This window comes from Streptomyces sp. ADI95-16, from assembly GCF_003721495.1.
In the GTDB taxonomy this organism is placed as follows: Bacteria; Actinomycetota; Actinomycetes; order Streptomycetales; family Streptomycetaceae; genus Streptomyces; species Streptomyces goshikiensis.
Window position 1 is genome coordinate 7,782,509 of sequence record NZ_CP033581.1, and the last position, 25,200, is coordinate 7,807,708.

Consider the following 25,200-nt stretch of genomic DNA (forward strand, 5'->3'; position numbering starts at 1 on the left):
GTCGTTCACGATCCCTCCCGGACTTGTCGGCGGTGGGCGGCGTCCTGGTGGGCGCCGCCCACCGCCTACTGGTTGCTGCCGGGCCGGCGGCCCGGCGTCACTTCAGGTGGCGGTCGTAGAACCGGTTCCCGTCCTCCACCTCGAACCACGGGGTGCCGGTGTGTCCGCCCGGGTTGGCGTGCAGCGTCTTCTCCTTGCTGCCGAAGGCGTCGAACAGGTCGAGGGCCCGCTGCCGGGGGTTCCCCTCGTCGTCCCACTGCAGCAGGAACAGCAGCGGAACGGTGACCTGCCGGGCCTCCTCGCGCTGGGCGCGGGGTACGTAACCTCCGGCGAAGAAGCCGGCGGCCGCGATGCGCGGCTCGACCGCCGCGAGGTGGATGCCGACGGCGGTCCACCCCGAGTACCCGACCGGGCCGCCGATCTCGGGCAGCGCAAGGAGGGCGTCCAGGGTGGTCCGCCATTCCGGGACCGCCTTTTCGACCAGCGGGCCGATGAAGGACTCGAAGATCGCGTCGACCGGCTCGCCGGCCCGCATCGCCCGGCGGAGGTCGGCGCGCGCCTGCTCGTCGGCGGCGGAACGGGGCCGGTCACCGCACCCGGCGGCGTCGATGGCCGCCACCGCGTAGCCGTGCGCCGCAGAGTGCCGGGCCCGGGCCACCAGCCGGGCCGCCCCCCTGGGCAGGCCGTTGTTGTGGGCCATCAGGATCAGCGGGACCGGTGCGGCGGATTCGGGGGTCCACAGGGTGCCGGGGATCTCGCCGAGGGTGAATTCGCGTACGAGGACGCCGTCGTCGAGGCGCTGCTCGGAAGTGAAACGCATGGTCGTGCCTTTCGGGAGTGCTCGTGAGCGGCGCTCCCGGACGACCTGCCTATCGTCCGGCCGTGACCCCGGAGGGGAGCACCCATGTCGATACTGCGTTCACGGGTACCACCTCCTCGTTCTTTCGCACGGCCTCCGGAAACGTAGCAGTGGTCTCCGTCGTCCGCCAACCGCTTTCCGCACGGGCTCGTTACGGGCTCGCCGGCGGGGCCCCGGGACGGTCGTGGCCCGTACCGCCTTGGGAGCTGAAGCGGACGGGAGCTTGGAAGCGGGCCTTGCGGGCCGCGCGGCGGAAGACGGTGAGGACCGCCGGTCCGGCCAGGCAGACGCAGACGAAGTTCGTGACGGCGCGACCGGTGTCCCAGCCGAGCGACGTGGCCAGGTCGAAGGCCAGGTAGCGCTGGAACTGCTCGGTGAAGGGCAGTCCCGGCAGGTAGGCGATGGAGCTGTTGGGGTCCAGGGAGAAGGGCCAGAAGGAGAGGTTGAGGAGGAAGCCGAAGAGGTAGCCGGAGACCGATCCGTAGACGGCGAGCAGGCCGACCTCGCGGCGGCCGCCGGCCTTGGGAAGGAAGCCGGCGAGCATGCCGACGAAGGCGCAGCCGAACATCTGGTACGGCATCCAGGGCCCGACCCCGCCCGTGATCAGGGCGGAGGCGAAGAGCGAGGTGCAGCCGAGGGTGAAGCCGAAGCCCGGGCCGTAGACCCGGCCGGCGAGGACGAGGATGAAGAACACCGTCTCGATGCCCGCCGTGCCCGCACCGAGGGGGCGGATGGCGGCGTTCACCGCGGACAGGACGCCCAGCATGGCCAGCGCCTTGGAGTTGATGCCGCCCTCGGCGATCTCCGAGATCACGACGCACAGGACGATGACCAGCAGGACGCCGAAGATCAGGGGCGGGGCGTAGTTCGAGCCGAACTTCCCCGGGGCGACGAGGAACGGCCAGAAGAAGGCGACGATTCCGAGGAACGCCGCCATGGCGATGACGATGCCGGCGCGCGCGTTGATCCGGATCGCAGCGGTGCGTGCGGAGGCGGAGGCCGTGGCGGAGGCGGTGGCGGCGGCGGGCGCGGTCATGGGGCGGGGTCCGTTCCGTCGTCGGTGAGGGCGGAGGCCACCTGGGCGACCGTGAGGTAGGGGAGGGGGGAGAGGATCTTCGCGGTCTGCGGGGCGAAGACGGGGGAAGCGACGATGACCTCGGTGGTGGGGCCGTCGGCGACGATGTCGCCCTCGGCCATGACCACGACGCGGTCGGCCGCGCGGGCGACGAACTCGACGTCGTGGGTGGAGATGACGACGGCGCGGCCCTCAGCCGCCAGGTCGTCGACGATGCGGATCAGCTCGTTCTTCGCCTGGTAGTCGAGGCCGCGGGTGGGCTCGTCCAGGAGCAGCACACGGGGCGCCGCCGAGAGCTGGATGGCGAGGACCAGGGCCAGCTTCTGGCCCTCGGAGAGGTCGCGGGGGTGCGTGCCGTCGGGAATGCCCGGCGTCAGGCGGTCCAGGAGGGCGCGGGCGCGGACCCGGCCCGGACCGCTCACCCCCGATTCGCTGTCCGCCTGGTCGAGTTCCTGCTTGACGCTCTCCAGGTAGAGGAGGTCGGTGGGGGTCTGCGGGACCAGACCGACGAGCCTGCGGGCCTCGGCCGCCGACAGCTTCTGCGGATCCGCGTCCTTCCCGCCGTCGGCAGCGGGTACGGCGACGGAGCCCGCCTTGCGGGGACCGGAGCCCTGGAGCGCCCACAACAGGGAGGACTTGCCCGAGCCGTTGCGGCCCATGAGGGCGGTGATCTCCCCGCCGCGCAGGTCGAGGCCGACCTCGCGCACGGCCGGGACGCCTTGGTACGCGACGGTCACCCCGCGGGCCTTCAGCAGCGTGACGGGGTCGGCGGCGGGCGCCGGGCGCACGGGTACGGGCGTCGCGTCGGCCAGCCGTGCCCGCAAGGGTGCGGCGGCGCGTCGCGCGTCGCGGATCGAGAGCGGCAGCGGGGACCATCCGGCGGTGCGGCCGAGCTCCACGATGGGCGGTGCGATGGACGACGTACGGAAGACCTCGGCGGGCGGCCCGGAGACGACACGCCCGTCGCCGGGGAGGTGGATGACGCGGTCGGCGTACTGGACCACGCGCTCCAGGCGGTGTTCGGCGAGCAGCACGGTGACGCCGAGGTCGTGGACGAGGCGGGTGACGGCGGCCAGGACCTCCTCCGCGGCCGTGGGGTCGAGGGCGGAGGTCGGCTCGTCCAGGACGAGTACGCGCGGGTGGGCGGTGAGGACGGAGCCGATGGCGACCCGCTGCTGCTGGCCGCCGGAGAGCTCGTGCAGGGCGCGGTGGCGCAGGTCCGCGAGGCCGAGGAGGTCCAGGGTCTCCTCGACGCGCTTGCGCATGGTGGCGGGTGGCACCGCCAACTGCTCCATCGCGTAGGCGAGTTCCTCCTCGACGGTGTCGGTGACGAAGCCGTCGAGCGGGTCCTGCCCGACGACCCCGACCACGTCGGCGAGTTCGCGCGGCGGGTGTTCGGCGGTGTCGCGTCCGTCGACGGTGACGCGGCCGTAGAGGGTGCCGCCGGTGAAGTGCGGTACGAGTCCGTTGACGGCGCCGAGGAGGGTGGACTTGCCGACGCCGGTGTGGCCGACGACGAGACACAGCTCGCCCTCCTCGACGGTGAGGTCCACCTCGCGCAGGACCGGTTCGGCCGCGTCGTCGTACTGGACGGTGACCTGGTCGAAGTGGATCATTTGGGTTCCTCGTTGCGCTGTACGGGGACGGGTGCGGATACGGTCGCCCGGACGGGAGCGGTCGGGGGCGGGGCGAGGAAGCCGGCGGCTCCGGCGAGCAGGATCGCCGCCGCCGGCACGAGCGGCAGGGTCGGCCAACTAAGCGGGTAGATCGAGGGGTTGAGCTCGGCGGCGTTGAAACCGGCATTGCTGAACAGCAGGACGGCCGACACCACCCCGCACCCGGCGACGGTCCACTCCGCGGCCCGCCACGGGTCGGGCCGGTAGGTCGTACGGGTGATGCGGCGCCCGCCGAGCCGGAGTCCGGCGAAGCACAGCAGCGCGCCCGCTCCCATCGTGGGGAGCCCGAGCAGTTTCGGCGCGGTCGCGTCGAGGAGCCCGTACGCGCCCGCGCACAGCCCGCACATGCCGAGCAGCATCAGCGCACCGGTCAGGCGCCGGGAGCGGCGGGTGGCGGTCCCGGCGCGGCCGTAGCCACGGGAGTCCATGGCGGCCGCGAGCCGCAGCGAGCGTTCCAGGGCGTCCTCCAGAACGGGGACGATGATGCCGCGCAGGGCGCGCGGGCCCTTGGGGCGGCCGGCGCGCAGCCTGCGGGCGCGGTGCACGCGCTGGACGCTCGCCACCAGTTGGGGCGCGACGCTGATGGAGACGGTGACCGCGACGCCCAGCTCGTACAGCGCGCCGGGCAGGACCCGCAGGGCCCGTTTGGGGTTGGCGAGGGTGTTGGCCGCGCCGATGCAGCACAGCATGCAGGCGAGCCGCAGTCCGTCGGTGGCCGCGGAGAGCAGCGCTTCGAGGGAGACCGGACCGCCGAGCTGGATGCCCGCGTACCAGTCGGGGGTGGGGATGTGGGGGAGGGAGAAGAGGAAGTGGTCCCGCGGGGTGATGCCGGTGGCGAAGACCGCCCGGAAGGTCACCCGGATCGCGACGACCGTGAGGGCCAGGTAGAGGTAGTACTTGAAGCCGCGGGCCCAGGGGGCCTCGGTACGCCGCATGGTGATGACGTAGCCGAGGACCGCGAGGACGAGGAACAGCAGCAGCGGGTTGTTGGTGCGGCTGACGGCGGTGGCCAGGGCGAGCGCCCAGATCCACCAGGCGACCGGGTGCAGGGTGCGGGGCAGACGGTGGCCGCCCGGGTCCGGCGCGGTGCCGGACCCGGGCGGCGTGGCCGCGGCCGTGGTGGTGCGTGACACGCGGCTACTCCGTACGACGGCGGCGCTTGGCCGCGAACACGGCGGCGGCGCCGATCAGCAGCACCAGCGCCCCGGTGGCGACGGCGGGCAGGTACGAGCCCGCGTCGTGCTCGGCATCGGCGGCCGGCGCCGCCTCGACCACCTGGGGCCCGGGGGCCTGAGCGGCCACCGCTCCCGTACTGGTCGACGGCGACTGCGATGGCGACGGCGACACCGAAGGCGAGGGTGAGGGTGAGGCGCTCCCGGCGGGCGGGGCCGAGGCCGAGGGGGAGTCGGGGGCGGACGGGACGGGGGCCGCCGCGCCCTGCGCGGGCGGGGCCGCCGCAGGGGGTGTGCGGTCGGCCGGCGGCGGGTTCTCCGGCCTGGGGCCCGTGTTGACGTCCGGCGGCAGGGGAGCCGCCGTACGGGTGTCCTTCGGAGCCGGAGCCCCCGCGGGCTGGGTGTTGTGGGCCCGCAGCTGATCGGGGGTGACCGTGGGCTTGCCCTCGGTGCCCTCGATGTTCGTCCCGCCGAAGATCCACAGGTCGACGCTGCCCGGCTTCGGCTTGTAGAGCATCGCGCCGAGCTGGCTGTACTCCCAGGTGTTCTGCCCCGGGTTCGCATGCCAGTACGACCAGTACGCGGAGGCAGGCGGGGTCAGGACGCAGTCGTCCTGCTGCGGGGTCGGGTACTGCTTGCCGCCCTGGTGGCCGCTGTAGCCGATGCGGCAGATGAAGGCGGGTCCGTCGTGGCCGGTGCCGGTGGTGGCCCAGCCGCCCTGGTTGAGGAGCTCGTAGCCCGTGGTGGGCGTGGTGCCGCAGGAGCGGTAGACGGGCCCGCCCCAGTGGCTGAAGTCCACGGCGAGCACGACTCCGGAGGAGGTGGTGCACTGGCCCATCGCCTGGGGGGCGGCCCCGGCCGGGCCGACGGTGGCGGCGAGGGCCGCCACCGTCAGCCCGAGGGCCGCCGTCAGGCGGGCCAGGGCGCGTGTGACGCGGGAGCTCATCGGTCCTCCTCCGCAGGGTTGCGGCGCGTACGGGCCATGACGACGAGCCGCCATCCGGCCAGGGTCAGTACGGCCGCGGCGCCGGCCAGCGCACCGACCTGGACGCCGGTGGAGGCCAGGACTCCGCCCGAACCGCCGGTCACGACCGCGCTGTTGCCGCCGGCGGAACCGGTGGTGGTGCCGGTACCGCCGGCACCGCCGGAGGCGCCCGAACCGCTGCCGGAGCTGCCGGAGCTGCCGGAGTTGCCGCCGGCGGAGCTGGTGCCGTTGGAAGCGCTCGGGCTTTCGCCAGGGGTGATGATGACGGGAGTGCCGCTGGTGCCGCCGGATCCGGTGGTCCCGCCCGTACCGCTGGTCCCGCCCGTGGTGTTGCCCGTGCCGCCCGTCCCACCGGTGCCGCCGGTGCCGCCCGTACCGCCGGTGCCGCCCGTGCCGCCCGTTCCCGTCGAGGTGCTGGGGATGGGTTCGGGGGTGGTGCCCTCCAGGCTGCGGGTCAGGGTGGCGAAGGAGATGCCGGTGGCGCCGCCCACCGCCTGGGTGGAGGCGCGGACGTCGGAACCGGGCTGGCCGCCCTTGGCGACGTTGAAGCCGCCGTCGGTGTTCTGCTGGGTCACGAGGAACTTACGGGCCTTGCCGATCTGGGCGCCGTACTTCGGCGCGTCGAGGGACATGCCCTGGATGGCGAGGGCGGCGGAGTTGACCGAGTTGCCCGACGCGCCGGGGAAGCCGCCGTCGTCCTTCTGCTGGGTGGCCAGCCAGGCCAGCGCCTTGTCCACGGCCGCCTGTGCCTTGGCGTCCGGAAGCAGGTCGAGGGCCATGGCGGCCATTGCGGTGGAGTCGACCTCGGCCCCGCTGGACGTCCCGATCAGACTGGGCCAGGCACCCGAGGACTCCTGGAGGCTCTCCAGGTACGCGATCGGCTCGGCCGCCGCGGCACCGTCACCGGCGCGGACCTGGGCGATGATGCCGAGGGACTGGGAGAACACGGACGGGGCGTTGGTGTAAGCGCCCTTGGCGGCGCAGCTCCGGTCGGGCGCGGTGCTCGGGGCCGGGCAGACGGCCTTGGCGAGGGCGGCGATCAGGTCCTGTCCGCCGAAGGCGCGCGGGTTGCGGCCGACGGCCTCCGCGAGGACGGCGGTCTTGCCGATGGAACCCCCGCCGGCGTGCTTGGTGCCGATCAGGGTCCAGTCGTGGACGCCGCGCCCCTTGCCGTCCTTGCCGCCCTTGTCGAGGAAGTCGACGACGTTGCGCAGGGTGGCGTTGTCCTGGCCGGTGGCGGCCAGGGCGTAGGCGCCGTCGATGGTCAGACCGTAGTCGGCGAAGCCGCTGCCGGGCGCGTTCTCGTAGTAACGGCCCTGGATCAGACGGGCCTTGTCGGTGAGGTAGGCCGTCCCCTTCTTCGCGTCAGGCCCCTCGCCCGGCGCAGCCGTCGGCGGAACCGCCGGCGGGGTGGTCAGCGTCACCAGGTCGCTCTTGGCGGCGGCGAGCACCACCGGCGCGGCGGCGAACACCCGCGCGTCGGTCTCGCCCTCCTCGAAGCCGAAGCCGCCCGCGGGGAGTTGCTGCTTGGAGAGCCAGAAGAGGCCCGCGTCCGCGTAGGGCGTGTCACCGAGGGCGCGCAGCGCCTGGGCGGCCCGTGCGGTGGCGGCCGGGGCGCCGGTCGTCATGTACGAGGCGGAGGGCCAAGCCCCGGTCGCCAGCTGGGACTTCCTCAAGTAGGCCCGGGCCTTCGCGACCGCCGCGTCGTGGCCGCCGGCCCGCTTGAGGGCCAGGGCGATGAGCCCCGTGGAGGCGGCGTCGCTGTCGCACCATCCGCCGGAGCGGATGAGGATGCCGGTGAACCCACCGTCCTCGCACTGGAGGCCGGCCAGCCGGTTCACGGCGTCGGCCGGGGGCGTCACGCCGCCGTTCAGCAGGGCGATGACGGCCATGGCCTGGGCGTCCGACTGGCCGGTGGTGCGGAAATCGCCCTTGGTGAGGCAGCCGTCGACCGTCTCGCCGTCACCGATGTCCCGGGGACAGACGTACTTGACCAGGTCCCCGAGCAGGTCGTGCCCGCCGAAGGCCCGCGGATCCCTGCCGGTGGCCTCGGCGACGAGCGCGAGGCGCGCCGCGGCGGTGGCGTCGGGGATCCCGTCCTTGCCGACCGGGTAGGCGTACGCGTCCGTCTGCGCGGGCGTGGCGAGGAAGTCGGCGGCCTTGCGGGCCGTCGCGCTCTTGGGGTCGGCGCCCGCGAGCGCGTAGACGGCCTCGGTGGTGAGGAAGTGGTTCGCCGTCGTGGCGCCCTCGTCGACGACCCTTTCACCGTCGGTCAGTTGCCCGGTGAGCCACCGGGTGGCGGCGGGCAGGTCCACGGTGCCCGGCGGCACGGTGGGCGGGCCCGTGGGCCCGGTCGGGTCCGGGCTGGGGCCGCCGCCTGCGGCGCGTACGTCGTCGGGGGAGAAGGTGGGCTTGCCGGAGGTCCCGCCGATGTCCGTACCGCCGAACACCCAGGCGTCCACGTCGCCGTCCTTCGGCGTGCGGGCCATCGCGCCGAGGGGGCTGTAGGTCCAGTTCTTCTGGCCGGGCGAGGCGATCCAGTACGACCAGTAGGCGGTCGCCTGCGGTGTGAGGACGCAGGCCTCTTTGTCCGGAGTCGGGTACTGGGTACCGGAGTTGAAGGAGCCGTTGCCGATGCGGCAGATGAAGGCGGGGCCGTCGTGGACGGTGCCCTCGGTGGTGAAACCGGCGTCCCGGAGCAGTTCGTAGCCCGTGGTGGGCGTGGTGTCGCAGCCGCGCTCCACCTTGCCGCCGAACGGGCCGAAGTCGACGGCGACGACGGCGCCGGCCGTGGCGGTGCACCCCTCGATCGGGTCGGCCGCCGCGGACGTCGTCCCGGTGACGAAGACCGCGCTCGCGCCGAACGTCAGCAGCGCCGCCGACATCAGCGACACCAGCCTCATTCTTCCCGTGCGTCGCTCTGCTAGCTCTGCGGTCCCCACCACGGCCCCTCGTGTCAGCCGGGCGGACCAGTGCGTGGCAAAGGGCTTCCCGCACGCACGGAGCGCGGTGCGCAATGCGCGGTGCGCAGGGCGCGGAAGAAGCCTTCGAACCACGCCGTAGTCCGCGACGGCGTTTCTCGCTGCAAAAACCTGGCTCCAGGCATTCCGGCTCGCCCGGCGATGCCGGGCCTACGGTTGCGGGTCAGCGCCGGATTCAGACCGGCTTCCCCTGGAGCTGAGTGCTTATCAGTCGGAGTGGAACACGCTGATAAAGGCAGCGTCAAGGTGTCTTGCATCTCATCCAGGAGCGCTCCCGGCGGGTCCGGGCGGCCCGTCTCGCGGTGGCTGGCGGACCCTTGATCACTCGGGTAGCGTCCTGGGCTGCCAGATGGGGGAATCCGGTGGGAAGCCGGAGCTGACGCGCAGCGGTGTGGGACGGCGGGGGCCGTCTCCGAGCCCGAATGCCCATACGGCGATGCAGTACAGGAAGCCGTACCACGCGTTCCGGGCGGCGGCCCTCCGGCATGCCCGCCCGTGCGTCCGCACTGGACGTGGAGCGCCGGATGAGGTCGGCGTCCGCCGATTCCAGGAGCAGGCCATGTCCCGTCCCCGTCCCCGCACCTCCCGCCGCCTCGCGCTCGTCGTGCCCGCAGCGCTCGGCGCCTTCGCGCTCACCGCGCTCCCCGCGTCCGCGACCTCGTCACCCGCCCAGATCGCCACCTCCAAGACCAACGGTGTGGCATACCTCAAGTCCCTCCAGGCGGCTGACGGTTCGTACGCCGGCTCCGGCCTGTCCAACGAGTGGGCGTTCAGCACCTTCGCGGCGGCCGGCACTGCCGTCGTCGACGTCTACCCGGGTGGCGACACGACGAAGAACGCTCGCACCGTCTACCGCAACCTGCTGTCGACGGCGGGCTGGCCGCAGGCCTCCCCGGTGGTCACGGACTACGAGCGCGGCACCCTCAACGCGTACGCCGCCGGCATCGACCCTGCCCGCGTGTCCGCCTCCCGCAACCTCGTCGCCAACATCTACTCCTACTGGCAGACCGCGGAAGCCGGCTACTTCGGCCCGTCGGGCAACTTCAACGGCACGGTCTTCGCGGCCCTTTCGCTGGGCGGCGCCAAGACGCAGGCCGGCGGCGCCCGTGTCCCGCAGGCGCTGACGGACTCGATGGTCGCCCGCATCCGCGCCAACCAGCACGTGGACGGCGGCTGGACGTACCAGAAGGGCGAGGGCAATCCGACCGTCCTGAACTCCGCGGGCGACGTCGACATGACCGGCGCCGCCATGGCTGCCCTGTGCGTGTCCGGCGTACCGAACACCGACACGGACGTCGTCCAGGCGAAGAACTTCCTGAAGGGCACGCTGGTCTCCGGCAGCGGTGCCTTCAACTCCCTGTACGGGGTGAACACCAGCTCCAACGGCTGGGGTGTCGCCGGTCTCAACGCCTGCGGATTCAACCCGCAGACCGGGGACTTCCTCACCGGCAGCGGCAAGACCCCGATCGACTTCCTGATCGCCAATCAGTACAACCCGGCGGGCGGCTTCAAGTACAAGCCGTCCGACACCGTGCCCTCCGCCTACTCCTCCATCGACGCGCTGCGGGCCGTCGCGGGCGGCGGCTTCACGACGGCCCCGCCCGTTCCGGTCACCCCCGGGGCCCCGCAGTGGGTCGCCCAGTCCACCTTCACCGCCGGTACGGCCACCCAGCTGGCGCTGACCGTCGACGACGGCGCCGGCAGCCTCAAGGTGTGCTCGGTCGCCTTCACCCCGACCGGTACGACCACCACCCTCGGGGACGTCCTGAACGCGGCGACCACCGCCGCGACGCCTTCCGGCTGCGTCACGAGCGTGACCCCCTCGTCGGGCACCGGCACCGTCACGGCCGTCAACGGCAAGGCCAACAGCGGCTCCAACACCTGGAAGGTCAGCGTCGACGGCTCCGCCTTCGCCGGCGCGGCCCGCAACAAGGTCGTGGGCGTGGGCGACACCATCGCCCTGCGCTGGGGCGCCTGACCTCCGGACCCCGGTCGGTGCTGCGGGCCTTCGGGACCGCAGCACCGACCGTGTGCGAAAGCGCCGGCCGGGCGAACGTGCCGTACTAGAAGGCCGTCCAGGTGAAGGAGACCTGGTCACCGGCGTTGATCTTGAACTGGCAGCCGCCGACCGGGGTGGGGGCGCCGTTGACGGCGATGCTCCAGTAGGCGGAACCCCCGCCGCTGACGCTCTTTATGGTGTCGACCGAGAAGTCGTCGAAGGACGCGTACCAGGTGCCGTCCCAGGTGAAGCCCTTCTTGTGGGCGGCGTCATCGAGGGCGGCGGTCGGGGTCGGGACCTTGGACGGGTTGGCGCCGCCGTTGGTGCCGTCGCACTTGTGGGTGCCGCCGGTGGCCGTGGTGACGTCGTGGCCCTTGGTCTTGACCTTGCCCTTGAACAGCAGCCCGTCGGGCCCCTGGACGGTGAGGTTCACCTTGACGGCGGCGTTGGTGTTCGGCTTCGGCTTGGCCTCGGCCACCGTCGGAGCGGCGACGAGGGCGAGCCCGAGGGCGACCGTGGTGATCACGGAGCGGCGGGCGAGGATCTGGCGCATGGAGTGCCTTCCTGAGGGATCTCCGGGTCTGCTGACGCGAACCCGCCGACCCGCACTCGCGCACACCCGAGCCGGCGTCCTCGGGGAGGGCGCACGGGGGTGCCGAGTCAGGCTGGGGCTTCGAACTGCAGACCGTGACAGTGGGAAGCGGTGCACATCGCACCCCGGGTTCTCCGACTCACGGCGCGGATCGCGCCGTTCACGGTTGCAGGTCAGCGCCGGATTCCCACCGGCTTCCCCCAGTTGTGCATGCATTCGGTTGTGGGCTCAGGCCGCCTGGGCCGGAGCAGAACGCATCGTACGGCCTGAGCGGGTCGCCCGGAAGCGGTAGCCTGCGGGCGCCATGAAGTCGCGGCACGAGGGGCCGTGCGGAGGGAGAACGATGGCGCTTCGATTTGACTGTTCGGCCCAGTCCGGACGAGCCGAGGGTCTGCGCGAGGCCGCCGCCGCGGTGCGCCGGGGTGAGCTGGTGGTGCTGCCCACGGACACGGTGTACGGGGTGGGCGCCGACGCCTTCAGCCCCGACGCGGTCGGTCGTGTGCTGCGGGCCAAGGGCCGGGGCCGGCAGATGCCCTCACCGGTTCTGGTCGGTTCCCCGGCCGCCCTGGACGGCCTGGTCACCGATCTGTCGGGGCAGGCGCGAGAGCTCATCGACGCCTTCTGGCCGGGCGGGCTGACGCTGGTCGCCCGTCACGAACCGTCGATCGAGTGGGACTTGGGCGAAACACACGGCACGGTCGCGATCCGGATGCCCGCCCATCCCGTGGCCATCGGCCTCCTCGACCAGACGGGACCGCTCGCGGTCTCCAGCGCCAACCTGACCGGCCGGCCCTCCCCGCAGGACTGCGACGCGGCACGGGCCATGCTCGGCGACACGGTGGCCGTCTACCTCGACGCGGGCCCGACCCCGGCGGACGTCCCGTCATCGATCGTCGACGTCACCGCCAAGACCCCCGTCCTGCTGCGGGAAGGCGCACTGAGCGCCGCACGGCTTCGAGAGGTCGCACCGGACCTGCGGGAACGCTGAACACCGGCCGCAGTGTTCCGTGCGGCGCCCCCGATGTCACGAGGCCTGGACGGCGGGCACGGGAAGACCGTGCGCGGCGACCAGCTGCGCGCTGCCGTCGGCCAGCCGGTAGGACAGGCCGGCCACGGCGAGGCGGCCGGAGGCCACGCGCTCGGCGAGTACGCGGGAGCGTTCCAGCATCAGATCGACGGTGTGCCGGATGTGCTGGTGAAGGATCTCATCGGCAGAGTCACGCCCGGCGGCGCGGGCCGCCAGCACGCTCGGGGTGACCCGCTCGACGACGTCACGCACGAAACCGGCTGGCACCTGGCCGCCGTCGGCGGCGGCGGTGGCCGCCGCGATGGCCCCGCACGAGTCATGGCCGAGCACCACGACCAGCGGGCAGTCCAGCACGCTCACCCCGTACTCGATGCTGCCCAGCACCTCCGCCCCCACGACGTGGCCCGCCGTGCGCACCACGAACAGGTCGCCCAGCCCCTGGTCAAAGATGATCTCCGCGGCCAGACGGGAGTCGGAGCACCCGAACATCACCGCGAACGGCTGCTGTGCCGGGGCGGTCTCGGTGCGGCGCGCGGCGTCCTGGTTGGGGTGCTCCGGCGAGCCGGCGACGAACCGCAGGTTGCCGGACAGCAGCATCTCGAAGGCGTCGGCGGGCGTGGGCATCGATATCTCAGTCATGACCGCAGGCTACGGTCCGGCGCCGCGCGACGCACAGCCAGGCCCTACCGCCGCGCGGAGCTCGCCGGCCCGGGACCGGCCGGACGGTGGGGTTTCATCGGGGGACGGCTACGGGCCGGGCGGGGAGCGGCGTCAGGGAGGCGTATTCCAGGGGCGCGGACGGGTCGATGGACACGTTCAGCGGGGCGGGCTCCGCGCCGGAGCGGACCAGCAGGTCGCCGACGGCCGCGATCATGGCGCCGTTGTCCGTGCACAGGGTCATGGGCGGAACGCGCAGTTCGATGCCCGCAGAGGCGCATCGCCTTTCCGCCAGGGCCCTGACCCGCGAGTTCGCCGCCACGCCGCCGACCACGATCAGCGTCTTCACGCCGTAGGCGCGGCAGGCCGCGAGGGCCTTGCGGGTCAGCACGTCCGCGACGGCCTCCTGCAGCGCGGCGGCCCCGTCGGCGACCGGCGGCTCCTCCCCGCGCTGGCGGTGCTTCTCGGCCCAGCGGGCCGCGGCCGTCTTCAGGCCGGAGAAGGAGAAGGCGTACGGGTCGTCCCCGGGCCGGGTCAGCGGGCGCGGGAAGGCCACGGCCTTCGGGTCGCCGTCGCGGGCGGCCCGGTCGATGGCGGGCCCGCCCGGGTACGGCAGGCCCAGGATCCGGGCGACCTTGTCGAAGCACTCGCCCGCCGCGTCGTCGAGGGTGTCCCCGAGGTGCAGGATCGGCTCGCGGACCAGATCCCGGACCAGGAGGAGCGAGGTGTGGCCGCCGGAGACGATCAGCACCACGCACGGGTGGGGCAGCGGACCGTGTTCCAGGGTGTCGGCGGCGACGTGCCCGGCCAGGTGATGGACGCCGTACAACGGCACCCCGGCCGCGTACGCCAGCGTCTTCGCCCCGGCCAGACCCACCTGGAGCGCGCCCGACAGGCCGGGCCCGGTGGTGACGGCGACCGCGTCGATCTGGCCGAGCCGCAGCCCGGCCTGGTCCAGGGCCTGCCGGACGACCGGGTTGAAGGCGTGCAGGTGCGCGCGGGCGGCGATCTCGGGCACGACGCCGCCGAAGCGGGCGTGCTCGTCCATGCTCGACGCCACCACGTGCGCGAGCAGCTTGCCGTCCTTCACGATCCCCGCGCCGGTCTCGTCACACGACGACTCGATCCCGAGCACCACCGGAGAGCTCACCACAGCACCCCTCTTCCTGCCTGAGCGGCGTTATTGCAACCTTGTCGCAATAAGGATAGGGCACGGGCCGGCGCCGTCGTCGGGGGCATTTCCACTGGTCAAAGCCTGAAGGTCGGCCGCCCGTGGTCACCACGTCCGGCCCGAACGCGCCGGCCGTGACCGGCCGTCAGGGGCGTGGGGGCTGACTCCGCGGCCGGGAGGCGCCGCGAACGCCCGCCTCCCGGACCTGCGGTCATGCGCGGCTACGAGACGACGCACCACCAGGCGCTCTCGGGGAGCCGCCAGCCGGCACCGACCTTGGCGTCCGCGCGGTTGCCGTAGGTCGCGCGGCAGTAGCTGTAGATCCTGTGCTTGTCCAGGGTGCCGATCCACGTGATGGCGGCCGGGAAGGACAGGCCGTAGCAGTACAGGCCGTCCGGCGACCACGTGTAGTGGCTGGCGCCGAACACGCCACCTCCGTATTGCTGCTGGCAGGCACGGGTCGGATTCACCTGGTAGGAAACCGATGCCTGAGCCGGCGTGGCGGCCATGACGGACGTGGCCAGCGCCGCGGCCGTCATGAGGGAGAACAGGGCCTTCTTCAAGTAGACCTCCGAGTTTCCGGATGCGCGTCGTGGCTTGTGTGCGTCGGCGCGCCTGAAGTCTGCTCGTTCGGTCGGATGATCTGACCCCAAGGTAAAAAATATATGAAAGTATCAAATATCTGGTCGAAATCCATTCGTTGGATGACCTGTCTCATCGCCTTTCTGTCCGTTTGCAGGAGCCGCGCCTGCTGTCCGGCTATCCGAAGGTGAAGGCGAAGGCCTGGATCCCGGGGGCGGGGCGGAGCTCCAGCCGGCCCTTGCGCGGGTGGTCGTCGTCGGTGAGACGGTAGAGGGTGGGGGCGCCGTGGACCTGGATGGTCTTGGTCTTTTTGCCGTCGATGAGGACGGTGACGGGGCCCTCGCCGGCGAGGACGAGGTTGGCGTTCTTGGCGCGGTAGGTGATCGCGAGCCGGGCGTTGTCGCCGGCGGTGAACTGCTCGTAGGCGGCGGTCCAGGTCCCGTCGAGGGAGAGCCCGTTCAGCGGGATGGCCGCCGGGAAGCGGTAGGCGGCCGGCCGGCCCAGCATGAGGGGGGTGCCGGTGTAGCCGCGCAGGCGCGGGGTGTTCAAGTAGGTCTCGGGGGTGCGGCCGGCTGTGAGGCGGTCGTTCCCGCGGCCTGTCCTGGGCGGCAGTTTGACGCCGGGGTCGGCTTGCCGCAGCAGGGTGCGGATCAGGTCCTCGGTCTGGTCGTAGCGGCCCTCGCCGAAGGTGAAGTGGCGGACGGTGCCGTTGGCGTCGATGAGGTACTTGGCGGGCCGGAAGCGGTTGCGGTAGGCGTTCCAGGTGGCGAGCTGGTTGTCGAGGGCCACCGGGTAGCCGACGCCGAGCTTGCGGGTCTGGTCGGCGACGTTCCCGGGGTCCTTCTCGAAGGCGAACTCGGGCGAGTGGACGCCGATGACCTGGAGGCCGCTGCTCTTGTAGGCGCGGTCCCAGTCCCTGACGTGCGGCAGGCTGCGCCGGCAGTTGATGCAGGAGTAGGTCCAGAAGTCGATCAGAACCACTTTGCCCCGGAGCGCGGTGAGGTCGACGGGTTGCCCGTCCGGTGTGTTGAGCCACTTGGTGATGCCGTTGACGGGCGGGGCCTGTCCGCAAGGGCGGAGCTCGTTCACGCCGTCCTCGCAGGCGGAGAGCTCCTTGTTCGAGTCGTCGTAGAGGCCGGACAGTTGCCGGCGGGCGGTGTCGCTGTCCTCGACCTCCTTCTGCGCGGCGGCCGTGTAGTCGGGCAGCGTCCGCTGGAGGGCGGTGGTCGCGTCGAAGGCGAGGGCGAACGCGAGCACGATCGTCAGGGTGCCGGCGGCGATCCGCAGACCGCGGGAACGGGTGCGGAAGGCGGCGACCCGCGCGCTGACCCGGCGACCGGCGAGAGCGAACACCAGCAGCGGGATGGCGGTGCCGAGGGCGAAGGACAGGGTCAGGGCGACGATGTCGGAGCTGATCTGGCCGCGCGCACCGGCCACCGCGATCGCGGCCAGGACCGGACCCGCGACGGGCGGGAAGATCAGACCGAGGCCGGTCATGACCAGCACGCCCAGTCCGAGACGGCGGAGGATGTCCTGCGGCGGGCCGAGCGCCGAGATGATGGTGACGCCCAGCAGGGTGAAGAAGCCGAAGCTGACCACGATCCCCGTGACGACGGCGTAGGGGCGCCGGTTGCGGCGCGGGTGGGGCGGCCGGACCGGGGGATCGTCGACCAGTACGGCGCTGCCCCCGTCGGGGACCGGCCGCGCGACGTCCCGATCGCGCGCCGCCGAGGGCGGGCCCGTCTCGGATGGGCCCGTCTCGGGTGGGAGCCCCGCATCGCCTCCGCCGGCGAGGAACACCGCAGGCAGGACCGGCAGGATGCACGGGGACACCGCGGTGATGAGGCCGCCGAGCAATCCGATGAGGACCAGGGTGAGCATGGGGACCGCCTCCTACAGGGGGAGGGCCGGTCGGTCCGTCCTCCTCAGCGGGTGATTCGTAGCTCCGTCACTCTCGGATTGGCATCCTTCGCGCGATGTCGTGACCCGTGGTGCACGGCGATCCGAGCGGTCCGGTCCCCTCCCTCGCCGCCGCGCGCGGAGGCGCGCGACACGCGGAAGGGACACCACAGACGATCTTCAAGCGCTCCACGGCGATGACGCCGGACCGCAAGCGCCTCGGTCGCGGTCCCGGACGTCCTGACGTCCTGACGTGCTCACGGATCCGTGACGGCGCCGGCCCGGGAGCAGGTGGCCGGGGGAACGCGCCTCGCTCCGGTCATTCGGCCGTACGGCCGGAGCCGTCATCCGTTCGAGGGAAGGAGCCGTCCGCGGCCAAGCCGGAGCGGGCCCGGGCGACGAAGGGGGGACGCGGGCCTGATCCAGGGCCTGCGCATCGCCCCACACGGGGCGGCGCTGAGAGTTCGTCAAGGGAGACATCGTTATGTCGCGTGTTCTGAAGAGTGCAGCCCTCGCCCTGGCCGCCGGCGCCGTGGTGGTGGGCGGCGCCTCGATGGCTTCGGCCGACGCGGGCGCGCAGGGTGCCGCCATCGGCTCGCCGGGCGTGCTGTCGGGGAACCTGATCCAGGTCCCGATCCACATCCCGGTCAACGCGTGCGGGAACTCGGTCAGCGTGATCGGGCTGCTCAACCCGGCCTTCGGCAACACCTGCGTCAACGCCTGACGGCCGGCCTGAGCCCGGCCCTCCCCGCTCGCGGGGAGGGCCCCGCTCGTCAACACGGCAAAAGACCTTCACTCGATCGTATGAGCGGCCCATCCGGCGTGCTCGGGACGCCGAATGCAGGTCGTGAGGGGCACCGGATCCGGTCGCCCCGCATCGCACACCTGCTCCGCCGCCGTATCCGGTCCGCAGGTCCCGCTTCTTTCGTCACCACACACAGACATCCCATGGAGAACACAGTGCACACGCTTCGCTTCCGTCGTACCGCCGTCGCCGTTGCCGCCGCCGCCGTGCTGCCCTTCGCGCTGACCGCATGCTCCGGGGACAGCGACTCCTCCGCCGCGGGTTCCGCCGCCTCGGCGAGCACGGACGGATCCGCCTCGGGCGCCGCCTCCGAGCCGGCGATGGCGATGGACAAGCCGTTCGGTTCGGCGTGTGCGGGCGTCCCGAAGGAGGGCGCGGGCTCGTTCGACGGGATGGCCAAGGACCCGGTCGCCACGGCCGCCTCGAACAACCCGGCCCTGTCGACGCTGGTCTCCGCCGTGAAGAAGGCCGGCCTCGTGGACACCCTGAACAACGCCAAGGACATCACCGTCTTCGCGCCCACCAACGACGCCTTCGCCAAGATCCCGAAGGCCGACCTCGACAAGGTCCTCGCCGACAAGGCCATGCTCACCAAGATCCTCACCTACCACGTCGTGGGCCAGAAGCTCACCCCTCAGCAGCTGGAGAACGGCTCCTACGACACCCTGGAGAAGACCAAGCTCACCACCAGCGGTTCCGGTGAGTCCTACAAGGTCAACGACACCTCGAACGTCGTCTGCGGCAACGTCCCCACCGCCAACGCGACCGTCTACATCGTCGACACGGTCCTGATGCCCAAGTAACCGTACGGTCAGGGCATCCGTACGACAGAGCGCCGGGTGGGTCCGGTCACCGCACGCGGTGACCGGCCCCACCCGTGCGTTCACGGCCCGACCGCCTTTGCCCCGACCGGGGGAGTGAGGCGGTTCCGCGTGTCATGTGCGCGGTTCGGAGCGCGGGTGAGGGATGTTCTCCCCGGCTCTCCTGTCTGACAGGACCTGTGCGTACGGAGGTGTCCCGGTTGGATGCAAACGGTGGTGAGCGGGACCAGCGCGATCAGCGGGACCAGCCGGCCGGTGTCCCCGGGCGTCCGTCCGCCGCCCCGGTCCCCGAGCCGACCCCGACCGCGTCGGCCGCGGAGCGGGTGCGAGCCGCGGTGGGCCGGGCACGGGCGGCCGGCCCGCCGCCCGGACCGACGCGCCCCGGTTTCTGGCGCAGCCCCCTGCGCGGGCCGTGGCTGACCGGAGTGTTCGGGCTGGTCCTGCTGGCGGGGATCACGGTGCTGTTCGTGACGGGCCTGCTGTCGTACGCCGCCTACAACCCCGACCTCGCCGCGCGCAACGACCAGACACCGGACAAGGGGTGGCTCGGCTTCTACCTGTTCACCTGGCCCACCTCCCCGTACTGGCTCTACCGCCTGACGCAGGGCGTGCACACGGTCCTCGGAGTGGTCCTGGTCCCCGTGCTCCTCGCCAAGCTGTGGTCGGTCATCCCGAAGCTGTTCGAGTGGCCTCCCGTGCGCTCCCTCAGCCACGGGCTGGAGCGCCTCTCGCTCCTGCTGCTGGTCGGCGGCGCCGGCTTCACCTTCGTCACGGGCATCCTGAACATCCAGCTGGACTACATCTTCCCCGGCTCCTTCTACGTGCTGCACTTCTACGGCGCCTGGGTGTTCATCGGCGCCTTCGCCCTCCACGTGACCTTCCGCCTTCCCCGCGCCGTCCGGGCGGTGCGGGCGGGTCGGGGCCACCAGCCCGATTCCGGGTCGGCGGAAGCGGCCGGTCTGGTCTCTCCCCGTCCGGCGCCCGCGACGATCTCCCGACGGGGCGCGCTCGCCATGGTGGGCGCCGGCTCGTTCGCGCTGCTGGTGGTGACGGCCGGGCAGAGCATCGGTGGCTGGTGGCGCCAGACGGCCCTGCTGGCTCCGCACGGGCGTGACCCCGGGAAGGGTCCGAACGGCTTCCAGATCAACAAGACCGCCGCCTCCAGCGGGATCCGGCCCAGCGACATCGGCCCCGCCTGGAGGCTGACCGTCCGCGGCGCCGGGCGGCAGGAGGTGCTGACGCGCCAGATGCTGCTGGCGATGCCGCAGCGGCAGGCGGCACTGCCGATCGCCTGTGTGGAGGGCTGGTCCACGCCCGACCAGCAGTGGTCGGGCGTACGTCTGACCGATCTCGCCGCCCTCGTGGGACTCGGCACGGACACCCCGAAGGTGCTCGTCGAATCCGTCCAGCGCGGCGGTTCCTTCTCCTCCGTCGTCCTGGCCCCCAACCAGGCCCGTGACGAGCGGTCCCTCCTCGCGCTGCACGTCAACGGGGCCGACCTCTCGCCCGACCACGGCTACCCGGCCCGCGTGATCATCCCCGCGGCGCCCGGCGTCCACAACACCAAGTGGGTCACCCGCCTCACCTTCGGAGAGCCCGCATGACCCGCCCCGCCGACGGTCCGGCCGCTGCCTTCCGCAGCCGCTACGGCGCGTCCCCGCTCCACCTCCTGCTCACCCTGGCCTCCTTCGCCCTCGCCGGCTACGCCGGGATCCGTCTGCTGGCGGGCGACCCGACGGGCGTGGCCATCTGGTTCGTCGGCGCGGCCCTGCTCCACGACCTCGTCCTGCTGCCCCTCTACTCCGTCACCGACCGGGCCGTCCAGCTCCTCCTCCACGCGGACCGGGCCCCGCAGGAGGGCACGCCCCGGCCGGGCGTCAACTACCTGCGCGTGCCCGGCTTCGTCTCGGGTGTCCTGTTCCTGGTCTACTGGCCGCTGATCCTGCGACAGGGCGGCCACTACACCGCCTACACGGGCCTGTCCGCGGACGGATTCCTGGCCCGCTGGCTCCTCGTCACCGCAGGTCTGTTCCTCGTCTCGGCGATCTTCTGGACCGTACGGACCTGGCTGCGCCTGCGACCGGAACGCACAGCGGCCAGGGCTCAGACACACGCCCGCAGGGCCACGAAGTGACGTGTCCCGGGCACGGTCCACTCCTCGACGGGAGACCAGCCCGACAGCCGGGCGTACCGGACCACCGCCCCGGATCCCGCTCGGGCCCACGCGAAGACGGTGCTGATCGCCGCCTGCCCGGCATGGATCCGTACCCGTCGCCTCTCGTCCACCTCCGTGGGCGCGGCCTCCACGATCAGGAGCCCTCCCGGGTGTACCAGGTCGTGGACGCGCCGCAGCAGGTGGAGCGGGTCGCCCCCGATGCCGATGTTGCCGTCCATCAGGAGCGCCGTGTCCCACGTGCCCTCGTCCGGTACCGGGCCGAAGACCGTACCGCTGCGCGCGGGACCGCCCCGGCACACCGTGGAGATGACGGCCACCGGGGAGACGTCGATGCCCAGGACGGTGTGGCCCCGCGAAGCGAGTGCCTCGACGAGGCGTCCGGCCCCGCATCCGAGGTCCAGGACCCGCCCGGAACAGCGCTCCAGGACCGTCCGGTCTGTCGGGTCCACCAGCCGCGACCAGCGGCCGACCTCCAACGGGAAGGTCCAGCCCTCGCAGTCCCGCAGCGTGATGTCGCCGACGGGAGCGAACATCGCCTCCGCGTACGGGCCGCGGCTCCATGGCTCCGGTGATCCGATCAGCTGCCGTTCGGAGATGCTCACACGGGCTCCCTGAGAATCGTGTACCTGGCAAGAGCCGCCACCCGCGCCCCGGGCATCGGGCCCGGCCGCTCCTCCGCTCCGCCGACACCGGAGCGGACTCGCACGAGGCTAGAACGCCGGGTCCCGCCCCGCCCGGCGGGAGTGGCAGACGGCCGATCCGCGCCGTCCGGGGCGTGCGCCAACTGCGCGGGACCGGTGAATGCCCCGGCGCAGCGCCGGGCGCGTTGGGCCTCTGGGCTGAATAGGTGATCTTCGTGGTCCTGGTGTGGCTCCTTGGTGGTCCGGATACGCAGAATGCTTTTGCCGCTTGTCCTGGGTGTGCGTCTCAGTGTGAGGTCCTGTAGTCGGAGGTACACCGCCCATGGCGGCGAACGGAAGCCCCACCATCAGAAGGCGGCGCCTTGGTGCGGAACTCCGCCGCCTGCGCCGTGCCGCCGGTATGACGGCCCAACAGGTGGCGGGGCGGCTTCTGGTGTCCCAGTCCAAGATCAGCCTGCTGGAGACGGGGCGTCGCGCCATCAACCCCCGTGACGTGCGGGATGTGTGTGAGCTCTACGCGGTCACCGACCAGTCGTTCGTCGCCGCGCTGATGCGGATGGCGAGCGAGTCCGGACGGCAGGGCTGGTGGGTCGCCTACGGTGACGTCCCCTACGGCGTGTTCGTCGGGATGGAGACCGAGGCCGCCTCCATCCACTCGTACGAGCCACTGGTGATCCCCGGCCTGCTGCAGACCCCCGCCTATGCCGCCGCGGTCATCAGGGAAACGAACCCTCACATCACGGCCGGGGAGGTCGCCACCCGTCTTGAGGTGCGGTTACGGCGCCAGCATCGCGCCCACCATCCGGCCCGTTCCCTCCGGTTGGGGGTCGTCCTGGACGAATCGGTGTTGCACCGCGCCGTCGGTACCGCCGGGATCATGCGCGAGCAGCTCGAACACCTGCACCTCCTCAGCGCCCAGCCGCACGTCACGACGCAGGTCCTCGCACACGACGCGGGAGCGCACCCCGGTGTCTCGGGGCAGTTCTCCATCCTGACGTTTCCCGACAGCGACGCGGGAGTCGTGTACCTGGAGCGCTTCACCAGCGACCTCTACCTGGAGAAGCCGGCGGACCGCCGGCCCTACCAGTTCATGTACGACCACCTCCAAGCACAGGCACTCGGCCCCGAACAGAGCCGCGAGTTCATCCACGACGCCGTCCGGATCCACACCTGACCCCCGTGAGCCGCAGGCGGTGTCCGTACTCAGCCGGCAATACCACCTCCCGGACCGGACAGTGCTCCGCAGGCGGCACAGGTGGTCGCGCCCGCGGGCTCTCGTACCGGCGCGGCAGCCACCGGCACTTCCGGGTAGGAGGGCCAGGTGGCTTGCACATTCATGTCCAGAACATGCCTGAAGCGTTGCTGGCGCCTCAGTTCGAGGATGTCCCCGTGCCGCATCCGGCCCACCCCCGACGATGCCAACGCGCCCCAGAACGCTCCCAGTACGGCGCAGATCAGCACAACCTTCAACAACACGTCTGCCACAGCAAGTCCTTTCCGATGGCGGACTGGTTCAGGGGCTCGCGGTCGAACCCTCGCCAACAGTTCGTCATAACGCTTCGGCATATGCAGAGTTATGCCCCGCCTCCTTGTTGCAGCCATAAGCAGCACCTGTCGGATTACCGTTACTTCCGACTTCCATCAGGCGGTCCGGCGGCTCGGCGGGGCCGGACGGGAACGCGACGGCCAGGCGATTCGCCGGGGATCGGGCGGCCCCGCCCGGGCGGGGTCAGAGCGCGTGTGAGCCGTGCGAGCCGGGGGCGCGCTCCCCTGCGGCGCGCCGGTCGCCGCCGCGCCCTCGCGGGCCTGAGCTGCGACGACGTGCTGTGGGAGGGCGCGCGAAGCGAAGCCCGACAGGTCAACCTGGGTACGCTCCGCCATCATCACCCGCATGGCGCATGCCCTGTCCGAGGCCGGGAGCGTTAGTTGGACTATGACAACGGCAAACCTTGACGCAATCCTTCATCGGTATACGGCGGGGGAGGTTCCCTCCATGGGTTCCGAGGCTCCCCGGATGGGCAAATGGGCATTCATGCCGGCCTCATCGGACCGCGCCCAGAGCGAGCACGCGACCCTGTGCCACGAAGGCGGGGAAATCGAGCTGAGATACTCGTCCGCGGTCTTTGAGGACTTCCTTAAGGCGATCGAAGTGATCCATCACGATTTCGATCGACGGTCGCAGGACCTGGACGCGTCCCGGATGTGCGCCGACGATCAAGTGAGGCTCCGCTCCCTTGTATGAGCCATACGGTCATCACGGCAGGAACGGCTTTCCCGTCCAGCCGGATCCCCACACCTTTCGGCAGGTACCGGATCCCGAAGAGGACATCGCCGCGATGCACGCGGCGTTCGGGCTGAGCCAGCAGAACGGCGCATGGGATCCGGCAGAGGAGCTCGCCTGTCTCCTTCAGGGGAGCATGGCCGCCGGCCAGGGGGAGACCTTCGACCGGGTCGTCTTCGACGATGAAGACGACACGATCCGTACCACCGGTCTGGTGGGCGGACCGTCGGACACCATCGGGCTGCCCCGGACACACGTGTCCGGCGGGCACCGTCGGACCGCCACGGCGAAGGGGTCGACAGCGCCGCTGATGCGGACGGGCAGCTTCTGCACAGCGGTACTGGTGGCGATCATCGCCGCCGTCGTGAGCATCCTCAGCGGCCTCGCCCTCTGCGACGCCCTCCGGCACAGTGCCACGCCTCACACCGCCCATGATGTGGTCAGCTGGTGGCCGCTGCTGATCTACGGGCCCTGGATGGTCGGCTCCCTGTCCATCCTCAGGGCGGCCCTGCACCAGCGCCGAGCCGCCCACTCCTGGTCCATCGTCCTGTTGTTCTCCTTGCTGGCCACACTCCTGTGCGTGTCCCAAGCGCCGAGAACGTTCGCCGCCCAGGCCTCGGCGACCCTTCCCGCCATCGCCGCGCTCGCCTGCTTCCAGCAGCTCGTCCGCACGATCACGCTCACCCGACCCCCTCGCCAGCCGACGCCACGACACCGCAATTCCAGGCCCTCCCCCGCCTCGAAGCTCCATCACCGGGCATGACGGTCACGCCTGGGAAGGCCCCGGCCGGAAGCGGCGCGACGCGTCCGCGGTAGTTCTGTGCTCGGAGTGCGGTCGCCCGGGTGCGTCGAGAGCGGTGAAGACCGTGACGACGCCCCGGCGGAGCGGGGCCACCACGGCCATCGACGGACACGCGACAAGCGCCAGCCACATGGAGAGCGGGGTCCTTCCCGGAGCCGAAGTGATCATCTTCACCTGGGGAACGACAATCGGATCCAATAAGTCACGGGCGATCCGCGATCCGCGATCCGCGATCTCGGCAGGCCGGCTCACGAAGCGCTGACGCACCACTCACCGCACCCCCCCAACACCCGCAAGAGGAGAGCGACCATGCCCTACGAGACTTCCTACGCCGAGCGGATCCAGTACAAACAGCTTCAGGACGCCGCCTACCAGGCAGGACTGGACGCCGTCACCAACCTTGAGGCAGCCCTCGCGCTCGCCGGCCTGGCCCTCCCCTCCCTGGCCAACGACGGGCCCCTGGGCTCCCGCGGATTCGTCCGGCTCGGCGGATGCAGCGTCGCCCTCGCCAACCAGCTCGCCGAGGTGATCGCCGCGGGTGCCCACGTCCTCCAGGAGCACCGGACATGAGTTGGCGCCCTCCCACCACACCTTCCCCCACCACCAACCGGACTCCCGGAGGTCCTGGCATGAACACGTGGCGAGTTCCCCCACAGTCGCCGAAAACACCGGAGGAGCTCGACCCCTACCGCTTCCCCGGTCTGCGGGGATTCGAGCGCAACAAGGACAGGTGCTTCCAGAACTCCGCGCCGAGCCAGAACCCGAACCCGAGCCCGAGCCAGGAGGAGCAGGAGCCCGTCAGCCGGATCAGCGCGACGGACCACCGGCGCCTCGACCTGCACGCCGCGCTGACCGCCGCCGGAATCCCGCCACGCGCCGGGGACCTGCGCGCCATCGAAGCCGTCTCCGCACTCGACGACGCCGTCAACGCGGCCGTCCAACGATGGATCACCGGCGCCCGATGACCGACCGCACCCGAGCACAGGCCCGGGCCATCCC

The 25,200-nt window shown here is 71.7% G+C and carries 24 protein-coding genes and 3 riboswitches; of the genes, 11 read left to right on the forward strand and 13 right to left on the reverse strand.

The genetic code is table 11. The features are described from left to right. Window positions 1-97 precede the first annotated feature (97 nt). The 6 genes from EES41_RS34665 to EES41_RS34690 all read right to left on the reverse strand — a co-directional run bounded on the left by EES41_RS34665 (window position 98) and on the right by EES41_RS34690 (window position 8,652). On the reverse strand, window positions 98-820 hold the full coding sequence (locus tag EES41_RS34665; protein ID WP_123081839.1) for a dienelactone hydrolase family protein: 723 nt from the start codon (window positions 818-820) through the stop codon (window positions 98-100). Window positions 821-1,010: 190 nt separating this feature from the next. Continuing rightward, the gene (locus EES41_RS34670) at window positions 1,011-1,895 is read right to left on the reverse strand and encodes an ECF transporter S component (RefSeq protein ID WP_123081840.1); all 885 of its coding nucleotides are present in this window, start codon (window positions 1,893-1,895) and stop codon (window positions 1,011-1,013) included. After that, window positions 1,892-3,550 (reverse strand): ABC transporter ATP-binding protein, encoded by a 1,659-nt coding sequence (locus EES41_RS34675; protein ID WP_123081841.1) that lies wholly within the window; start codon window positions 3,548-3,550, stop codon window positions 1,892-1,894. Before EES41_RS34675 ends, EES41_RS34670 begins: the two co-directional genes overlap by 4 nt. Next, on the reverse strand, window positions 3,547-4,743 hold the full coding sequence (locus EES41_RS34680) for an energy-coupling factor transporter transmembrane component T (RefSeq protein WP_123081842.1): 1,197 nt from the start codon (window positions 4,741-4,743) through the stop codon (window positions 3,547-3,549). The genes EES41_RS34675 and EES41_RS34680 overlap by 4 nt, the downstream gene beginning before the upstream one ends. A 4-nt stretch (window positions 4,744-4,747) precedes the next feature. Then, window positions 4,748-5,728, reverse strand: coding sequence for a hypothetical protein (locus EES41_RS34685; RefSeq protein ID WP_123081843.1), 981 nt, complete (start codon window positions 5,726-5,728; stop codon window positions 4,748-4,750). After that, a complete protein-coding gene (locus EES41_RS34690; protein ID WP_123082885.1) occupies window positions 5,725-8,652 on the reverse strand; it encodes a prenyltransferase/squalene oxidase repeat-containing protein in 2,928 nt (975 codons plus the stop codon). Before EES41_RS34690 ends, EES41_RS34685 begins: the two co-directional genes overlap by 4 nt. A gap of 216 nt (window positions 8,653-8,868) precedes the next feature. Further along, window positions 8,869-8,938, reverse strand: a riboswitch (cobalamin riboswitch). A 120-nt stretch (window positions 8,939-9,058) separates the two neighbouring features. After that, a riboswitch (cobalamin riboswitch) is annotated at window positions 9,059-9,197 on the forward strand. Window positions 9,198-9,307: 110 nt separating this feature from the next. On the opposite strand from EES41_RS34690, the gene EES41_RS34695 reads away from it, so the two are divergent. Continuing rightward, window positions 9,308-10,726 (forward strand): hypothetical protein, encoded by a 1,419-nt coding sequence (locus EES41_RS34695; protein ID WP_123081844.1) that lies wholly within the window; start codon window positions 9,308-9,310, stop codon window positions 10,724-10,726. Between the two features lie 85 nt (window positions 10,727-10,811). On the opposite strand, the gene EES41_RS34700 is transcribed toward EES41_RS34695, so the two are convergent. Next, a complete protein-coding gene (locus EES41_RS34700; protein ID WP_123081845.1) occupies window positions 10,812-11,300 on the reverse strand; it encodes a DUF4430 domain-containing protein in 489 nt (162 codons plus the stop codon). A gap of 166 nt (window positions 11,301-11,466) precedes the next feature. After that, window positions 11,467-11,540, reverse strand: a riboswitch (cobalamin riboswitch). A gap of 142 nt (window positions 11,541-11,682) precedes the next feature. Here EES41_RS34700 and EES41_RS34710 point away from each other — a divergent pair. Next, window positions 11,683-12,327 carry an L-threonylcarbamoyladenylate synthase gene (locus EES41_RS34710; protein WP_123081847.1) on the forward strand — a complete coding sequence of 215 codons (645 nt, stop codon included), beginning with the start codon at window positions 11,683-11,685 and terminating at the stop codon, window positions 12,325-12,327. Window positions 12,328-12,363: 36 nt separating this feature from the next. On the opposite strand, the gene EES41_RS34715 is transcribed toward EES41_RS34710, so the two are convergent. The 4 genes from EES41_RS34715 to EES41_RS34730 form a co-directional block, all read right to left on the reverse strand. Further along, on the reverse strand, window positions 12,364-13,005 hold the full coding sequence (locus tag EES41_RS34715; RefSeq protein ID WP_123081848.1) for a carbonic anhydrase: 642 nt from the start codon (window positions 13,003-13,005) through the stop codon (window positions 12,364-12,366). A 94-nt stretch (window positions 13,006-13,099) separates the two neighbouring features. After that, on the reverse strand, window positions 13,100-14,161 hold the full coding sequence (gene tsaD, locus EES41_RS34720; RefSeq protein WP_123081849.1) for a tRNA (adenosine(37)-N6)-threonylcarbamoyltransferase complex transferase subunit TsaD: 1,062 nt from the start codon (window positions 14,159-14,161) through the stop codon (window positions 13,100-13,102). A 254-nt stretch (window positions 14,162-14,415) separates the two neighbouring features. Beyond that, on the reverse strand, window positions 14,416-14,757 hold the full coding sequence (locus tag EES41_RS34725; protein WP_123081850.1) for a hypothetical protein: 342 nt from the start codon (window positions 14,755-14,757) through the stop codon (window positions 14,416-14,418). Between the two features lie 196 nt (window positions 14,758-14,953). Beyond that, a complete protein-coding gene (locus tag EES41_RS34730) occupies window positions 14,954-16,657 on the reverse strand; it encodes a redoxin domain-containing protein (RefSeq protein ID WP_123081851.1) in 1,704 nt (567 codons plus the stop codon). Window positions 16,658-17,159: 502 nt separating this feature from the next. On the opposite strand from EES41_RS34730, the gene EES41_RS34735 reads away from it, so the two are divergent. The 4 genes from EES41_RS34735 to EES41_RS34750 all read left to right on the forward strand — a co-directional run bounded on the left by EES41_RS34735 (window position 17,160) and on the right by EES41_RS34750 (window position 20,435). Continuing rightward, entirely contained in the window at window positions 17,160-17,399 is a 240-nt protein-coding gene (locus tag EES41_RS34735; protein ID WP_037790668.1) for a chaplin, read from the forward strand. 236 nt (window positions 17,400-17,635) lie between these two features. Further along, on the forward strand, window positions 17,636-18,283 hold the full coding sequence (locus tag EES41_RS34740) for a fasciclin domain-containing protein (protein WP_123081852.1): 648 nt from the start codon (window positions 17,636-17,638) through the stop codon (window positions 18,281-18,283). Window positions 18,284-18,636: 353 nt separating this feature from the next. After that, window positions 18,637-19,905 carry a molybdopterin-dependent oxidoreductase gene (locus tag EES41_RS34745; protein ID WP_254211823.1) on the forward strand — a complete coding sequence of 423 codons (1,269 nt, stop codon included), beginning with the start codon at window positions 18,637-18,639 and terminating at the stop codon, window positions 19,903-19,905. Then, window positions 19,902-20,435: a hypothetical protein gene (locus tag EES41_RS34750; protein ID WP_123081854.1), complete on the forward strand. Its 534-nt coding sequence runs from the start codon at window positions 19,902-19,904 to the stop codon at window positions 20,433-20,435. The genes EES41_RS34745 and EES41_RS34750 overlap by 4 nt, the downstream gene beginning before the upstream one ends. Here the strand turns inward: EES41_RS34750 and EES41_RS34755 are convergent. After that, complete coding sequence (locus EES41_RS34755) at window positions 20,405-21,079, reverse strand: bifunctional 2-polyprenyl-6-hydroxyphenol methylase/3-demethylubiquinol 3-O-methyltransferase UbiG (RefSeq protein ID WP_254211683.1); 675 nt, start codon at window positions 21,077-21,079, stop codon at window positions 20,405-20,407. The genes EES41_RS34750 and EES41_RS34755 overlap by 31 nt on opposite strands. Window positions 21,080-21,440: 361 nt before the next feature. On the opposite strand from EES41_RS34755, the gene EES41_RS34760 reads away from it, so the two are divergent. Continuing rightward, window positions 21,441-22,292 carry a helix-turn-helix transcriptional regulator gene (locus tag EES41_RS34760; RefSeq protein ID WP_123081855.1) on the forward strand — a complete coding sequence of 284 codons (852 nt, stop codon included), beginning with the start codon at window positions 21,441-21,443 and terminating at the stop codon, window positions 22,290-22,292. A gap of 29 nt (window positions 22,293-22,321) precedes the next feature. Here the strand turns inward: EES41_RS34760 and EES41_RS41720 are convergent, their stop codons facing one another. Beyond that, window positions 22,322-22,603 carry a hypothetical protein gene (locus EES41_RS41720; protein ID WP_164496025.1) on the reverse strand — a complete coding sequence of 94 codons (282 nt, stop codon included), beginning with the start codon at window positions 22,601-22,603 and terminating at the stop codon, window positions 22,322-22,324. A 406-nt stretch (window positions 22,604-23,009) separates the two neighbouring features. Between EES41_RS41720 and EES41_RS41725 the strand changes: the two genes are divergently transcribed. The 4 genes from EES41_RS41725 to EES41_RS34785 all read left to right on the forward strand — a co-directional run bounded on the left by EES41_RS41725 (window position 23,010) and on the right by EES41_RS34785 (window position 25,166). Then, complete coding sequence (locus EES41_RS41725) at window positions 23,010-23,360, forward strand: hypothetical protein (RefSeq protein WP_164496026.1); 351 nt, start codon at window positions 23,010-23,012, stop codon at window positions 23,358-23,360. 94 nt (window positions 23,361-23,454) lie between these two features. After that, on the forward strand, window positions 23,455-24,162 hold the full coding sequence (locus EES41_RS34770; RefSeq protein ID WP_254211684.1) for a hypothetical protein: 708 nt from the start codon (window positions 23,455-23,457) through the stop codon (window positions 24,160-24,162). Between the two features lie 348 nt (window positions 24,163-24,510). Then, window positions 24,511-24,771, forward strand: a complete 261-nt coding sequence (locus EES41_RS34780) for a hypothetical protein (RefSeq protein ID WP_123081859.1) — start codon at window positions 24,511-24,513, stop codon at window positions 24,769-24,771. A 59-nt stretch (window positions 24,772-24,830) separates the two neighbouring features. Next, on the forward strand, window positions 24,831-25,166 hold the full coding sequence (locus tag EES41_RS34785) for a hypothetical protein (RefSeq protein WP_123081860.1): 336 nt from the start codon (window positions 24,831-24,833) through the stop codon (window positions 25,164-25,166). Window positions 25,167-25,200 lie beyond the last annotated feature (34 nt).